The organism is Undibacterium sp. 5I2, from assembly GCF_035019605.1.
Lineage (GTDB): Bacteria > Pseudomonadota > Gammaproteobacteria > Burkholderiales > Burkholderiaceae_D > Undibacterium.
This window is the reverse complement of the sequence record NZ_JASJVS010000005.1, coordinates 54503-70060: the sequence shown is the minus strand read 5'-3', so window position 1 is coordinate 70060 and position 15558 is coordinate 54503. Positions and strand designations below refer to the sequence as shown.

Annotated in this window: 14 protein-coding genes; 11 read left to right on the top strand and 3 right to left on the bottom strand. The window is 53.9% G+C overall.

Annotation, left to right across the window (positions count from 1 at the left end; translation table 11 throughout):
* Positions 1–5 precede the first annotated feature (5 nt).
* Positions 6–2702, bottom strand: a complete 2697-nt coding sequence (gene aceE, locus QN359_RS03460) for a pyruvate dehydrogenase (acetyl-transferring), homodimeric type (RefSeq protein ID WP_322247259.1) — start codon at positions 2700–2702, stop codon at positions 6–8.
* A 398-nt stretch (positions 2703–3100) separates the two neighbouring features.
* Here aceE and folD point away from each other — a divergent pair, with 398 nt between their 5' ends.
* From folD to QN359_RS03430, 6 genes are all read left to right on the top strand, one after another.
* Positions 3101–3946, top strand: a complete 846-nt coding sequence (gene folD, locus QN359_RS03455) for a bifunctional methylenetetrahydrofolate dehydrogenase/methenyltetrahydrofolate cyclohydrolase FolD (protein WP_322247257.1) — start codon at positions 3101–3103, stop codon at positions 3944–3946.
* Between the two features lies 1 nt (position 3947).
* Positions 3948–6014 (top strand): M3 family metallopeptidase, encoded by a 2067-nt coding sequence (locus QN359_RS03450; RefSeq protein WP_322247256.1) that lies wholly within the window; start codon positions 3948–3950, stop codon positions 6012–6014.
* Between the two features lie 10 nt (positions 6015–6024).
* A complete protein-coding gene (locus QN359_RS03445; RefSeq protein WP_322247254.1) occupies positions 6025–6651 on the top strand; it encodes a glutaredoxin family protein in 627 nt (208 codons plus the stop codon).
* Positions 6635–7072 carry a DNA polymerase III subunit chi gene (locus tag QN359_RS03440; RefSeq protein ID WP_322247252.1) on the top strand — a complete coding sequence of 146 codons (438 nt, stop codon included), beginning with the start codon at positions 6635–6637 and terminating at the stop codon, positions 7070–7072. Before QN359_RS03445 ends, QN359_RS03440 begins: the two co-directional genes overlap by 17 nt.
* Before the next feature lie 5 nt (positions 7073–7077).
* Entirely contained in the window at positions 7078–7443 is a 366-nt protein-coding gene (locus QN359_RS03435; RefSeq protein ID WP_322247250.1) for a hypothetical protein, read from the top strand.
* Positions 7444–7557: 114 nt separating this feature from the next.
* Positions 7558–8865 (top strand): D-amino acid dehydrogenase, encoded by a 1308-nt coding sequence (locus QN359_RS03430; protein ID WP_323493195.1) that lies wholly within the window; start codon positions 7558–7560, stop codon positions 8863–8865.
* Between the two features lie 125 nt (positions 8866–8990).
* Here QN359_RS03430 and QN359_RS03425 read toward each other — a convergent pair whose 3' ends face one another.
* Positions 8991–9500, bottom strand: coding sequence for an Lrp/AsnC family transcriptional regulator (locus tag QN359_RS03425; RefSeq protein ID WP_322247246.1), 510 nt, complete (start codon positions 9498–9500; stop codon positions 8991–8993).
* Positions 9501–9645: 145 nt separating this feature from the next.
* On the opposite strand from QN359_RS03425, the gene QN359_RS03420 reads away from it, so the two are divergent.
* Entirely contained in the window at positions 9646–10791 is a 1146-nt protein-coding gene (locus QN359_RS03420; RefSeq protein ID WP_322247244.1) for a branched-chain amino acid ABC transporter substrate-binding protein, read from the top strand.
* A 64-nt stretch (positions 10792–10855) separates the two neighbouring features.
* On the opposite strand, the gene QN359_RS03415 is transcribed toward QN359_RS03420, so the two are convergent.
* Entirely contained in the window at positions 10856–11164 is a 309-nt protein-coding gene (locus tag QN359_RS03415; protein WP_322247243.1) for a c-type cytochrome, read from the bottom strand.
* A gap of 125 nt (positions 11165–11289) precedes the next feature.
* On the opposite strand from QN359_RS03415, the gene QN359_RS03410 reads away from it, so the two are divergent.
* The 4 genes from QN359_RS03410 to QN359_RS03395 all read left to right on the top strand — a co-directional run bounded on the left by QN359_RS03410 (position 11290) and on the right by QN359_RS03395 (position 15410).
* Positions 11290–11520, top strand: a complete 231-nt coding sequence (locus QN359_RS03410) for a TIGR04438 family Trp-rich protein (RefSeq protein ID WP_322247241.1) — start codon at positions 11290–11292, stop codon at positions 11518–11520.
* Positions 11521–11544: 24 nt separating this feature from the next.
* Positions 11545–12456, top strand: coding sequence for a LysR family transcriptional regulator (locus tag QN359_RS03405; RefSeq protein ID WP_322247240.1), 912 nt, complete (start codon positions 11545–11547; stop codon positions 12454–12456).
* Positions 12450–13253 carry a prolipoprotein diacylglyceryl transferase gene (gene lgt, locus QN359_RS03400; protein WP_322247239.1) on the top strand — a complete coding sequence of 268 codons (804 nt, stop codon included), beginning with the start codon at positions 12450–12452 and terminating at the stop codon, positions 13251–13253. Before QN359_RS03405 ends, lgt begins: the two co-directional genes overlap by 7 nt.
* A 117-nt stretch (positions 13254–13370) precedes the next feature.
* Positions 13371–15410 carry a M13 family metallopeptidase gene (locus tag QN359_RS03395; RefSeq protein ID WP_322247237.1) on the top strand — a complete coding sequence of 680 codons (2040 nt, stop codon included), beginning with the start codon at positions 13371–13373 and terminating at the stop codon, positions 15408–15410.
* Positions 15411–15558 lie beyond the last annotated feature (148 nt).

The following is a 15558-nucleotide window of genomic DNA, read 5'->3' as shown; positions in this document are numbered from 1 at the left end:
CTCAATCAGACTGTGACAGGATTCGGTTTGTCAGCATTGATGCCATACTTGGCGATGGCTTGCGCCACCACTGAGGCAGACAAAGCACCTTCATCAGCGAGTGATTTAAGCGCAGCGATGACCACGAAATAACGGTTCACTTCAAAGAATTCGCGCAATTTCGCACGCGAGTCGGAACGACCGAAACCATCGGTGCCGAGTACTTTATAGCTACGGCCTTTAGGAATGAAGGCGCGCACTTGTTCAGCAAAGGTACGCATGTAATCGGTCGAAACAACGATAGGGCCAGTGCTGTCCTTGAGGCATTCGGTGATGTACGGCAGACGCGCCGTTTCGGTCGGATGCAGCATGTTCCAGCGTTCGATATCCTGGCCATCACGCGCCAGCAGAGTAAACGATGGTGCGGACCAGACGTCGGCAGCAATGCCCCAGTCATTGATGAGCAAATCAGCGGCAGCGATCACTTCACGCAAAATCGTACCGGAACCCATCAATTGCACGCGGTGCTTAGTGCTTTGTTCGGCTTTCTGCAACTGGTACAGACCTTTGATGATGCCGGCTTCTTGGCCCGCTTTCAGACCCGGATGACTGTAATTTTCATTCATCAAGGTGATGTAGTAGAACACATCTTCCTGATCGGTAACCATACGGCGCAAACCATCATGCATGATGACCGCAACTTCATGAGCGAAGGTAGGATCATACGGTACGCAATTCGGAATGGTCGAAGCCAATACATGGCTGTGGCCATCTTCATGCTGCAAGCCTTCACCATTGAGCGTGGTGCGACCGGCGGTACCGCCGAGCAGGAAGCCGCGTGCGCGCATGTCGCCGGCAGCCCAAGCCAAGTCACCGATACGTTGCAGACCAAACATCGAGTAATACGTGTAGAACGGAATCATCACGCGGTTATTGGTCGAGTAGGAAGTGGCCGCAGCAATCCACGAACTCATGCCGCCGGCTTCATTGATACCTTCTTGCAGAATTTGGCCGGCTTTATCTTCGCGGTAGTACATCACCTGGTCTTTATCGACTGGTTCGTACAATTGACCCACCTGGCTGAAAATACCGATCTGACGGAACAAACCTTCCATCCCGAAGGTACGCGACTCATCAACCATAATAGGCACCACGCGCTGGCCGAGGCTGGCGTCGCGCAGCAGCGCCGTCAAAATTCGCACATACGCGGCGGTAGTCGAAATTTCGCGACCTTCTGCCGTCGGTTCAAGCATGGCTTGGAAAGCTGTCAGCGGTGGCACGACCAAGGCTTCATCGGCTTTCTGACGACGCTGTGGCAAATAACCACCGAGCGCCTGACGACGCGCATGCAGGTATTGCATTTCCGGGGTGTCATCGGCCGGTTTGTAGAAGGGAATCGACGGTAAATCGGCATCCGCGATCGGCAACTGGAAGCGATCACGCATGGCTTTGATCGCTTCGTCGTCGAGCTTCTTGGTATTGTGCGCAGTATTGCGTGCTTCGCCGGACTTACCGAAACCGAAGCCCTTGATACTCTTGGCCAGAATAACCGTCGGCGAACCTTTGTTTTCCTGGGCCACTTTGAAGGCTGCATAGATTTTATGCGGATCATGGCCACCGCGGGTCAAGCGCCAGATATCATCATCCGACATCTTGGCGACCATTTCCAGCAATTTCGGGTGTTTGCCAAAGAAATTGGCGCGGACATAGGCACCATCTTTGGCTTTGTAATTTTGGTATTCGCCATCGACGGTTTCCATCATTACTTTTTGCAGTATGCCGTCTTTGTCTTTCGCCAGCAATTCATCCCAGCCTGCACCCCAAATGACTTTCACAACATTCCAACCGGCACCGCGGAAATCCGATTCCAGTTCTTGTATGATTTTGCCGTTGCCGCGTACCGGACCATCAAGGCGTTGCAAGTTACAGTTGACCACGATAACCAGATTGTCGAGTTGCTCGCGACCGGCCATACCGATGGCACCCATCGATTCCGGTTCATCCATCTCACCATCACCGCAGAAGGCCCAGACTTTACGTTTTTCCGTGTCGGCGATGCCACGGGCATGCAAATACTTGAGGAAGCGCGCTTGGTAAATCGCCATCAGTGGGCCCAGGCCCATCGATACGGTAGGGAATTGCCAGAAGTCAGGCATCAGTTTCGGATGCGGATACGAAGATAAACCCTTGCCATCGACTTCGCGACGGAAATGGATCAACTGTTCTTCAGTCAAACGGCCTTCCAAAAACGCGCGGGCATAAATACCGGGGGAAGAATGGCCTTGAATGTACAGCAGATCGCCGCCGTGATCTGCGGTCGGCGCATGCCAAAAATGGTTGAAGCCTATGCCCAGCATATTAGCCAGCGAAGCGAAGCTGGACAAGTGACCACCCAGATCGCCATCGACCCGGTTCGCCTTGACGACCATGGCCATGGCATTCCAACGCATCATCGAGCGCAGTTTTTCTTCGATTTCCAAATTGCCCGGGCAATGCTCGCCCTGATCGGCTGGAATCGTGTTGACATACGCGGTATTGCTGGAAAATGGGATGTGCGCACCGCGACGGCGCGCCAGATCGACCATGCGTTCCATCAGATAATGAGCACGTTCCGGCCCTTCGTTGTCAATCACGGATTCGAGCGCGTCGAGCCACTCATTGGTCTCCATTACATCGGGATCGTTGACGGCTTGCGCCAGAACTTGGTCTATCTGGGGTGACATACAGGTCTCCTGTTGGTGTACTTTTTCTGAGAAAGCACGTGGGCGTATCGACAAATTAAAGCATGACTTTTTATTGCTACAAGTATTTTAACAGGGCTTTTTTAATTTACCAAATAGCGATATGCAATACCATAATGTGAAATTATACTGCTGCGCAACATATTTTCAGATAATTCTTTGTCAAGCACATACTTGCTTGGTGTTAAGTCGTATTGCACTGCAATAAAGAAGGGATTTCAGCGCTTTTCCAGCGTCGCTTTTCCGTCAAACTAAAGCACATGCAAGCGCGTGAGCATTCCCGCCACAGCAAATTTGCGCAATTTCCTAAAACGCACTGCCAATCCCAGCCCATCCCTTATAATCGCGTTTCCCCCCCTTTTTTTTTGCTGATTGCGATCATGACTGCCCACATCATTAACGGAACCGAACTCTCCCAACAATTGCGTACCGAAGTCAGCCGCCGCGCCGCCGCCTTAAGCGCACAAGGGCGCCAGCCCGGCTTGGCCGTGCTGCTGGTCGGTGAAAATCCGGCTTCGCAAGTGTATGTGCGCAATAAAGTCAAAGCCTGCGAAGACTGCGGTTTTTATTCGATACTCGAAAAATATGAGGCTGATCTCAGCGAAGCGACGCTGTTGGCGCATATAGAACGGCTCAATAATGACCCGAAAATCAACGGTATCTTGGTACAACTGCCCTTGCCGGCACATATCGATGCCAATAAGGTCATTGAAGCCATTGCCGCAGAAAAAGATGTCGATGGTTTCCATGTCAGCAATGCCGGTCTGCTGATGACCGGCAAGCCCTTGTTCCGCCCCTGCACCCCTTACGGCGTGATGAAAATGCTCGAGTCTATCGACTATCCACTGCGTGGTGCCAATGCCGTCATCGTCGGTGCCTCAAATATCGTCGGCAAGCCGCAAGCGATGCTGCTCTTGCAAGCTGGGGCTACCGTCACCATCTGTAATTCGAAAACCCGTGATCTCGGCGCGCACACACGCAATGCCGACATCCTCGTCGTCGCCACCGGCATCCGCAACATCGTCACGGCCGACATGGTCAAGCCCGGTGCCGTGGTGATCGATGTCGGCATGAACCGCGATGATGCCGGCAAACTGTGCGGCGATGTCGATTTCGCCAATGTCAAAGAAGTCGCCGGTTACATCACACCGGTGCCGGGCGGCGTTGGTCCGATGACGATCACGATGTTACTTGTCAACACTATCGAAGCTGCCGAAAGAAACTGATATGACCCACGCCTCTCCCTTGCTCGACTTTTCCGACCTGCCTCGCTTCGCCGACCTGCGCGCCGAAGAGATCACGCCGGCCATCACACAACTGATCGCCGAATGCCGCGCCGTTGTGACGCAGTTGACGGCCGACAGCGCTGCCGCCGAGCTGAGCTGGGACAATTTCGTCATCCCGCTGGAAAATGTCACCGAGCGGCTGGGACGGGCGTGGAGTACGATCAGCCATCTCAACGGCGTGGCAGACACACCGGAATTGCGTGCCGCTTACAATGAAAATCAACCTGCCGTCACCGAATTCTGGACCGAGCTCGGCCAGAATCTGGCGCTGTTCGAGCGCTATAAAGCGCTGCAAGCACGCCCCGACTTTGCAAACCTGGCCGCGGCACGCCAAACCATCATCAGCAACGCCATCCGTGATTTCCGTCTCGGCGGTGCCGAACTGAGTGAAGAACACAAGCAGCGCTATGCGGAGATTCAAGAACAGCAAGCCATGTTGTCGACCAAGTTTTCTGAAAACGTGCTCGACGCGACCAATGATTACCGTTTGCTGGTGGCTGATGTCAAACAATTAGCCGGTCTGCCTGAGGATGTCATCGCAGCGGCGCATGCGGCGGCTGCCGCCGAAGACCGCAGCGGCTATCAATTCACGCTGCACTTCCCTTCGTATTTCCCCTTATTACAATATGCCGATGAGCGGCAGTTGCGCGAACAAATTTATCGTGCCAATGCGACCAAGGCCTCGGAACTCGGCGCCAAGCCGGAATGGGATAACAGCAGCCTGATCGAGCAATTGCTGGCTTTGCGCGAAGAAGAGGCTGGCTTACTCGGTTACAGTAATTTCGCCGAAGTGTCGTTAGTCAGTAAAATGGCTGAGTCACCAGCCCAAGTCAGCGCCTTCCTGCTGGACTTGGCGCTGCGCGCACGACCATATGCAGAAAAAGATTTGCAAGAGTTACGCAGTTTTGCCGCTGCCGAACTCGGTATCGCTAGCCTGGAAGCCTGGGATGTCGCCTATGCCTCAGAAAAATTACGCGAAAAACGTTATGCCTTCTCCGAACAAGAAGTCAAACTCTACTTCCCCGAACATCAAGTCGTGCAAGGCTTGTTCAACGTGATTCAAACTCTGTTTGCGGTCAATATCAAACCCGATCAAGCCAGTACCTGGCATGCCGATGTCAAATTTTTCCGCATCGAAAAAGACGGTGAATTGGTCGGCCAGTTTTATCTCGACCTGTATGCCCGCGCCGGTAAGCGCGGCGGGGCTTGGATGGATGATGCGCGCGGCCGTCGCCGCACCGACGCCGGCATCCAGACTCCGGTGGCTTACTTGGTCTGCAATTTCACCCGTCCAGCCGTTACCGATGGCGTCGCCAAACCGGCTTATTTCACGCATGACGAAGTGATCACCCTGTTCCATGAATTCGGCCATGGCCTGCACCATTTGCTGACTCAGGTGGAAGAATTGTCAGTATCCGGCATATCAGGAGTGGAATGGGATGCGGTCGAATTGCCCTCGCAATTCATGGAAAATTTTTGCTGGGAGTGGGATGTGCTGCAGCAAATGAGTGCCCATGCCGAAACCGGTGCCGGTTTGCCGCGTGCGCTGTATGACAAAATGATCGCAGCACGTAACTTCCAATCGGGCTTACAGACCTTGCGCCAAGTGGAATTCGCTCTGTTCGACATGCGTCTGCATGGTGCCGATCAAAGCGGCTACCAAACACCGCAAGAAATTCTCGCTGCCGTGCGCAGCCAGGTAGCGGTATTCTCCGCGCCGGAATTCAGCCGCGTCCAGCATTCGTTCAGCCATATCTTTGCCGGCGGCTATGCGGCCGGGTATTACAGTTACAAATGGGCAGAAGTGCTGTCAGCTGATGCCTATGCGGCCTTTGAAGAACATGGTATCGCGGAAGGCAGTAATCTTTCGCGCCGCGCCGGGCTTCAATTTCAGCAAGAAGTATTGGAAGTCGGCGGCTCGCGGCCGGCACTGGTGTCCTTCACCGCCTTTCGCGGCAGAGCGCCATCGATTGATGCCCTGCTGCGACACAGCGGCATGAGTAACTGAGGAGGCGACGGTGCCACGCCATACCCTCATGTTGATAGGCAGCTTGTCTGCCTTACTGCTCAGTGCGGCAACACAGGCCGAGGTGTATAAGTCGGTGGGGCCAGATGGTAGCGTGACTTACTCAGACACGCCACCGCCACCCGGACGCGTTCTGCTGGAAAAAAAATCGCTGCCCAATGCCGAAGCCAACCCCGGGTTTTCGTATGAACTGGCGCTGGCAGCGAGTACTCAGCCGGTAATCCTCTACAGCATGGCAAACTGCCCGCCCTGCGTCGATGGAGCCAAGCTGCTGAAAGCGGCGGGCATTCCATTTCTCGAACAAACCATCAGTACCCCGCCCGAGCAAGAGCGCTTGAAACAACTGGGCGGCGACAGCCAACTGCCGTTTCTCACCATAGGCAGCAAGAAACTGCATGCGTTTAATCCCGACGAGTGGAAAGCCGCGCTCAAACTGGCCGGCTACCCGGCGGCCAACCGTTTGCCGGCTGATTATCGTTATCCCGCCCCACAGCGCTTGCTGCCGGCTGGTCCAAGCGCTGCGTCTGGCAACAGCAACAGCAAGAGTAACAGCAAGAGTAACAATCCGCCGCCGACCGCCGCACCGAAACCTGGTACTGATCATGACTTCCGCTTCTGAACCCACCCGCATTGATTTTCACAGCAATGTCAGTGACCCCATCCATTACGCTTGCCGGCTGATTCGCAAGGCCCGTGCGGCCAACTGCCGCTTGGTCGTATATCACCCGGAGGCCGCACTGCTGCAGCAACTGAGCCACGCCCTGTGGACCCTCGATGACAGCGCGTTTTTGCCGCATGTGATGGCTGACGACCCCTGTGCGCCGCAAACGCCGGTGATCTTCTGCCAGCGCGAGCTGCAACTGAGCCCGCACTTTGAGTTATTGCTCAATTTAAGCAGCTCGGCACCACCACAATTCGGCCTGTTCGGGCGCATGATAGAAATCGTCCCCAGCACGGCGCAAGCCACCGCGCTTGGACGCGAACGCTACCGCGGCTATCAACAACAAGGCTTTGCACTCTTCCACCACGTCGCGAATTAACTCTGATGAATACACAACTTGACGCCAGCATTCCTGTACTCACTGAAATCATCGAGGTCGCCACCCCGCTCACAGCGCTCAGCAGCGCTGCGGCCAGCTCCAGCGATGCCGCGGCCAGCCCCGGCTTGCAGCCCGATTCCGAGCAATGGCTGCTACTCGAACAAACGCTGAAAGAAAACGTCCTCAAACAGATTTTGGCGCGCGTCGACTTCGTGCTCGAACATCGGGTACGCGATAACCTCGCCGATATCTTGCAAACGGCGGTAGAAGGCTTGGCCGCAGAAATACGCAGCGGGCTGAAAAATTCGCTGGAAGATATCGTTACGCGTGCAGTTAATCAGGAAATCACCAAGGCAAAGATACAAAAATAGTCAAATTAATCGAGTCGACTTTCATTTATAAACATCAATTCAATTTTTTCGTTCATAAATAAAAATATTGGTTCACTTTCTGACTACCTCAATTCGCCAAGACTTTCTACAATCATCTCTCGACAAAAAAATTATCAGGAGATTTTGCCAATGAAAGTCATCGTCCTCGGCGCCGGCATTATAGGAACCGCTACGGCTTGGTTTCTCAATCAACAAGGTCACGAAGTGACTGTGATCGAGCGTCAGCCCGGTGCCGCCCAGGAAACCAGTTTTGCCAACGGATGCCAGATTTCGGTATCGCATGCCGAACCCTGGGCTAATCCTTCCGCCCCACTGAAAGTACTGAAGTGGCTGGGCCAAGCGGATGCCCCGCTGCTGTTCCGACCACGCGCCGAATACTTGCAATGGGCCTGGGGCATACGCTTTCTGCGCGAATGCACACAAACCCGAACCGACCACAATATCCGTCAAATTGTCGCGATTTCAGAATACAGCCGGCAAACGCTGCAAGAGGTAGTGGCCGAGACCGGCATCGAATACGATCGCCAGCAACAGGGGATTTTGCATTTCTATACCGATCAGAAGGAATTCGACAGTTCTCTGCCGGCTGCGCAATTGATGCGCGATCTCGGTTGTCCGCGTATTTCCATCGCGGCCGATGAGGTGGTACGACGGGAACCGGCACTGGCCGGGATTCGCGCCCAGATCGTCGGCGGCGACTATACCGAGAACGATGAGTCGGGCGACATCTACAAATTCACCACGCGCTTGGCTGAGCTGGCGCGTCAAGCTGGCGTCACGTTTCAATACAATACCAGTGTGACACGCCTGCTCACCGAAGGCAGCGCAGCCGCTGCCAAGATCACCGGCGTGGAAGTGATTGATGGAGCGGGCCGCCATCAAGTGCTGCATGCCGATTCCTTCGTGGTGGCGATGGGCAGCTTCTCACAAGCGCTACTCAAACCGCTAGGTATCAATCTGATGATCTATCCGGGTAAAGGCTATTCGGCTACCTATGCCATCCGCGACGCCGCGGCTGCCCCGACGGTCTCGCTCACCGATGATGGTTACAAACTGGTAGTCTCGCGCCTCGGCGACCGCCTGCGCGTGGCCGGCACCTGTGAAATCAACGGTTACAGCCGCGAACTCAACAGTGCCCGCTGCGCCGCCATCACGCGGCGCACCCGTGAATTATTCCCGCATGCCTGCGACTACGACAATCCGACCTACTGGACCGGTTTACGGCCACTGACGCCGTCGAACATTCCGTACATAGGCAAAACCCGGTATACCAACCTGTTCCTCAATACCGGCCATGGCACGCTGGGCTGGACCATGGGGGTCGGTTCCGGCCGCGCCATCGCTGAAATCATGTCAGGACACCGACCCGAAGTCGATTTCGCCTTCACCGGCAGCATCTGAATTATTTCCGCACAGTAATTTTTCGCCGCATGCTGCAGTCGAGTTAAGCCGAGGCGAGCATGACAGCCCGCTCAAAGACGGTCAAAACCGTGCTTGAGCGGCTATTTTTTGCCACAATCGGCAAATTATTTTTTCACTCTTACCAGTAGCTCGGTAGCCTTTTCATCGAACCCAATACGGGTACTGAACTTGGTCTTTTTCATCGGGAAACGTGAGTGGAAATGTCGGACATTGCCGGAACCGGAAATGGCGCGCCGCACAAATTGATAGTAGCCATCCATGTCAATCACGTGCACAACCAGAAAATAATCGTACTCACCGGAGACGAAATAACACTGCATGACTTCACTCTCTTTATTCATGCGTGCCTCAAAATCGTGCATGAATTCGTCGCCCTGATTGGTCAGGGAAACTTCAAGAAACGCCAGCATGCCGTAACCGAGTGCAAATGGATCGACCATACTGACCTCAGCATTGATCACTCCTGCCTCTCGTAACTCTCTGATGCGGCGCAAACAAGTCGGCTGAGAAATGTGTAATTTCTCAGCCAAGCTGCGCGTTGGGATTTGGTTGTCTTTTTGAAGCTGGTTCAAAAGCTTGCGATCCAGCTTGTCGAGCGCACGGAATTGGGGCATATAAAAATCGTTATTCTTGAAAAAAAAACGCACAAAATAGCTTTGCGAAACATTTTTTATGTTGTACCTTTTGCCTATTCAGTTATCTGGATAAGTCTGTAAGGCAGTATTGTTGTTCTACTTTTCAAACCTTAGGAGTATGTTCATGTCGTTCAAAACTAAAATGATTCCACTGGCAGGCGCAATTGCATTCGCTTTCGCCGGTACTGCGGCAGCTCAGGAAGTAGTAATTAAAATTGGTCACGTCGGACCAGTTTCAGGTTCCATCGCCCATCTGGGTAAAGATAACGAAAACGGCGCCAAAATGGCGATCGAAGAACTGAACGCCAAAGGCGTTATGATCGGCGGTAAAAAAGCCAAATTCGAACTGCTGACAGAAGATGACGCTGGCGATCCGAAACAAGGCACTACCGTAGCACAGAAACTGGTTGATGCGAAAGTCAACGGCGTCATCGGTCACTTGAACTCCGGCACCACAATCCCAGCATCGAAAATCTACAACGACGCCGGCATTCCACAAATCTCGCCATCGGCAACCAATCCTAAGTACACGCAACAAGGCTTCAAAGGCGCGTTCCGTGTAGTTGCCAATGACGGCCAATTGGGCGGTACACTCGGTCGTTACGCAGTACAAATCAATAAAGCGAAAAAAGTCGCCGTCATTGATGATAAAACAGCCTACGGCGAAGGCGTCGCTGCTGAATTTATCAAAGGTGCCAAAGGCAAGGGCGCAGAAATCGTCGTACAAGAGCATACCACTGACAAATCAACTGATTTCAGCGCTATCCTGACCTCGATCAAAGCGAAAAAACCTGACGTCATTTTCTTCGGCGGTATGGATGCAGTAGCTGGTCCTATGCTGCGTCAGATGAAAGCACTCGGCATCGAAGCCAAATTCATGGGCGGCGACGGCATCTGCACAACCGATCTGGTTAAATTGGCTGGCGACGGCATTGCTGATGGCCAGGTAGTCTGCGCTGAAGCGGGCGGTGTTCTGGATGCGCAAAAAACAGCGAATGACAAATGGAAAGCTGATTACAAGAAGAAATTCGGTATCGATGTACAAATCTACGCACCGTATGTCTACGATGCTGTGATGACTATGGTACAGGCAATGAAAGAAGCCAATTCAGCTGAACCGGCAAAATACCTGCCATTCCTGAAGAAAATCAAATACCACGGCGTCACTGGTGACATCGCATTTGATGATAAAGGCGATATCAAAGACGGCACACTGACTTTGTACACATACAAAGGCGGCAAACGTGACATCTTGGCTGTGACTAAATAAGTCTTGCTTCAAGTAAAAAAGCCCGGTTTCAAAACCGGGCTTTTTTTATGTGCGCAGGCAGTGTTTACTTCTGCGACAGCACCCATTTCACCAGCGTATGTGCTTCTGCATCGCTGACTTGCGGATTAGCCGGCATCGCCATCGCGCCCCACACGCCGCTGCCGCCCTTTTGTACTTTCATCGCTAATTTGGCTTCAGCCGTTTTGTCGCCGGCGTATTTTTTAGCGACGTCCTTGTAAGCAGGACCAACCAGTTTGGTGTCAACCGCATGACAAGCCATGCAATTTTTTGATTTGGCCAATTCCAGATTTGCCATCGCTGAACCAGAGGCCATCATTGCCACTGCCGCGCCGACCAATAATGCATATTTCATTACTCTCTCCAAGTTAATTAGTGCCCCATCATTCTAGCGCGTTTCAAAGATTTGCAAAGAACTGCACGTGACTTGGTTGACCTGCTACAAAATCAGCATTAATCTTCGTACAAAGGAATTTAACTATGTTACTAATCGTCACGCTGGCACTGCTGCTTGGGCTGAAATGGGCTGAGGTCTGGATATTCGCCAGCTTGTCTTGGTGGTGGATCATCGGCTTGGCGGTATTTGCCTTTCTGTGGTTTGAATTTTTCGAACGTATGCTCGGTCTCGACAAACGCAAAGAGCATTCCCACTACGAAAAAATCAAACAAGACCGGGTCAAACGCAGCTTCGATAAAAAAAATGGCCACTGACTTGGCTACTTCACTGCTAAGCTGATGCCGCTGGCCGCTACCCACCCGCTCGAATTACGCCAACTACGCTACTTCATCGTACTGGCTGAAGAAATGCACTTCGGTAAAGCGGCACTGCGCCTGAACATGACCCAGCCGCCGCTGTCGCTGGCGATCCGCCAATTGGAAGAGAAGCTGGGCAGCGCGCTGTTCTTGCGCAGCACCCGGCAAATTTCGCTCACCCCGGCCGGTGCCGCCTTGCTGCCAGCTGCGCGCAAACTACTGCAACAAGCACACAGCTTACGCCAAACGGTACAACGCGCTGCCGCCGGCACGGCTGGCCACCTGTCGTTGGCCTTCGTCTCCATCGCCGACTACAGTATTCTGCCGCCGACCTTACGCGCGTTTCGCCAGAGTCATCCGCATGTAAGTATAGAATTACGCGAGGCAACCAGCGATGTCCAACTGGCCGCACTCGACGCCGGCGAAATCGATGCCGGCTTCCTGATTCCGCCGCTGCCGGAAAAACTACAACAACGCCTCAGCTATCTGAAAATCCTGACCGAGCCGCTGATGCTGGCGGTACCAGAAAGCCTGTTCGCACGCGATCAAGCGGTGACGCTGGCCGATTGCATGGCCCAGCCGCTGATCTTATTTCCACGCAAAATCGCCCCGGCTCTGCACGACACCATCTTGGCCTGCTTCCATGCCGCCGGTCTGACACCGGAGATCGGTCAACAGGCTATTCAGATGCAAACCATCGTCGGACTGGTTTCGGCTGGCATGGGGATCGCACTTGTGCCACAATCTGTCTCGAACTTACAACGCCCCGGCGTAGTCTATCATCCGCTGATGCCGGCTGCGCCCGCCGTCGAAATTGGCTTTGCCTTCAGAAAAGATCATCGTTCTACGGTCTTAGCTTCCTTTTTGCAGCTTTTACAAACACAACTATGCTGATACATCCCAATCCTGATCCGGTCGCGCTCGCTATCGGCCCTTTGTCGATTCACTGGTACGGCCTGATGTACATGGTCGCCTTCATTCAGTTCTCGCTGCTCGGACGCCTGCGTCTGAAACTGCCGCACATCACCGCCCAAGGTTGGACTGCCGAACACATCGACGATATGTTGTTTTACGGTGTGCTCGGGGTAGTGCTGGGCGGCCGGCTCGGCGAAGTCTTGTTTTATCGGCCCGATTTTTTCTTCGCCAACCCGCTGGAAATTCTGCAAGTCTGGCATGGCGGCATGTCCTTCCATGGCGGCTTCATCGGCGTGTTGATTGCCATGTACTTATGGGCGCGTAAAGCCAAGATGCCGCTGGTGAACGTGTATGATTTCATCGCCCCGCTGGTACCGCTCGGTTATGCCGCTGGCCGCATCGGTAATTTTATCAATCACGAATTACCGGGTCGGATTGCTTCCGCCGATCTGCCGTGGGCCATGATCTGGCCTGGTGTCGATCATCCGGTTCATCCCTCGCCGCTGTATCAGGCGCTGGTCGACGGCGTGTTGTTATTCGTACTGTTGTGGATCTATGCGCGCAAAGCGCGCCCGCCACTGGCCGTCGGTGCCATGTTCGTCATGCTGTACGGTTGCGCGCGTTTCTTTACCGAGTATTTCCGCGTGCCTGATTATGAAGTCAGTTTTGCCGGACTGACGATATCCGCCGGCCAAATGCTATCGCTGCCGATGATCGCTGCCGGTGCCGCCATGCTGATTTATGTCTACCGCAAGGCTGCACGCGCGCAGCAATAATCAGTCGCTCTCAGAGGTCCAATGAGTTCAGCGACAACTGAACTCATTGGACCTTTTTTTGTCCAAGACCAGTAACGCTCACTGTCATTGACCTCATCCCTACATAGAGGAATTCTTATGCGCCGCACCCTGATTTCACTGGCCTTACTGGCCTCCTGTTCACCGCTGGCCAGTATGGCGGCCACATCGCATGCTGCCCTGCCCGTCTCCGGCATAGACTTGCAATGGCAAGACCACAGCGTGCGACCGCAAGATGATTTTTACCGCTATGTATCAGGCAAATGGATGGAACGCACCGAGATACCGGCAGATCGGGCGCGCTTCGGTGCCTTCGATCATTTGCGTGATCTCTCCGAACAACGGACCCATGCCATCATTACCGGACTCGCCGCCGCCCCTGACTTGGCGGCCGACAGCGAACAAAGAAAAGTCGCCGACCTGTACCGCAGTTTCATGGATCAGTCGCGTATCGATACACTCGACAGCCAACCGCTGGCCCCCTTGTTTGCACAGATCGATGCGCTGAGCTCGCGTCAACAATTACCGGCACTGATGGCCAGCTTGTCCGAACTCGAGCTCTCCCTACCACTGCAATTAAGCATCAGTCAGGATGCGCGTGATGCGCGCAGCTATGCGGTCTACCTGGGGCAAGGCGGACTGAGTATGCCGGACCGTGATTACTATCTCAAAGACGATGCCAAGATGCAGGGCTATCGGCAAGCCTACTTGCTACATCTGGAAAAAATGCTGAGCATGAGCGGTGACAGTACGGCCAAAGACCATGCCGCAGCGATTTTGGCGCTGGAAACGGCGCTGGCTAAAATTCAGTGGAGTAAAGTCGAGAACCGCGATCCGCTCAAAACCTATCATAAAATCGAGGTCGCCAAACTGTCTGAACTGCTGCCCGACTTCGATTGGCGCGCTTACCTCGACGCCAGCGGCGTCGGCACGCGTACCAGTTACCTGATTGTGCGCCAAGATTCCTACCTGCGCGCAATGGCAGGCATACTGCAAGACACCCCACTGCCGGTCTGGCAAGCCTATTACAAATGGAAAGTGCTTGACGCTTACGCACCTTTTCTATCGCAACGCTACGCCGATCAACATTTCGCCTTCAACAGCGTCACCCTGCGCGGCATTCCGGAAAATCAAGCACGCTGGAAGCGCGCCGTTGCGCGGGTCGAAGAAAGCTTACCCGATGCTGTCGGCAAGCTGTATGTGGCACAATATTTTTCGGCGGCAGACAAAGCCAAGATGGAACAATTGGTCGGCAATTTGATCTTAGCCTACCGCCACAGCATACAAGAACTGAGTTGGATGAGCCCCGCCACGAAACAAGAAGCGCTCGCCAAACTGGCCAAGTTCACGCCCAAGATCGGCTACCCCGACAAATGGCGCGATTATAGTGAACTCAAGATAGCCGCGGACGATTTGCTCGGCAACATCCGGCGCGGCCGCAGTCATGAATATCGCCGCAAACTGGCTCAACTCGGTCAGCCGGTGGACCGCAGTGAGTGGTTCATGAGTCCGCAGACGGTGAATGCCTATTTTAATCCGCGCATGAATGAAATCGTCTTCCCGGCGGCGATCTTGCAAGTACCGTTTTTCAACCGCCAAGCCGATGATGCCGTCAACTATGGTGGCATCGGTGCCGTGATCGGCCATGAGATCAGCCACGGCTTTGATGATTCCGGCAGCCACTACGATGGCGATGGTAATCTGCGCGATTGGTGGAGCGAAACGGATAAACACAACTTCAAACAACTCACCACCGCCTTGGTCAAACAATACGCCGCCTACAGCCCGCTGCCCGGTTACAACATCAATGGTGCCCTGACGCTGGGTGAAAACATCGCCGATAATTCCGGCCTGGCGATCGCACTCAAAGCCTATCAGCTCTCGCTCCAAGGTAAGCCCGCAGCACTGATCGATGGCTATACCGGTGAGCAGCGCTTGATACTCGGCTGGGCGCAGGTGTGGCGCACCAAAACGCGCGATGCCGAAGCCATACGCTTGTTGAGCATAGACCCGCATTCTCCTGGCGCTGCGCGCAGCAATTTGCCATTGATGAATTTGCCGGCGTTTTATACCGCATTCGAACTCAAGCCGGGCGACCAGATGTATTTGGCACCGCAACAGCGCGTCACGATTTGGTAAGTGTGATACCAAGGAAAGCGCAGATTTAATCTGCGCTGGCTGAAAATCAACAGGACAGGATATCAAACCGTTTACAAAAGTAATTTGCGAGCTCATTCGGGGCGGCGATCTGAAGCGCAGCATTTGAGTCGCACACAACATGGATAAT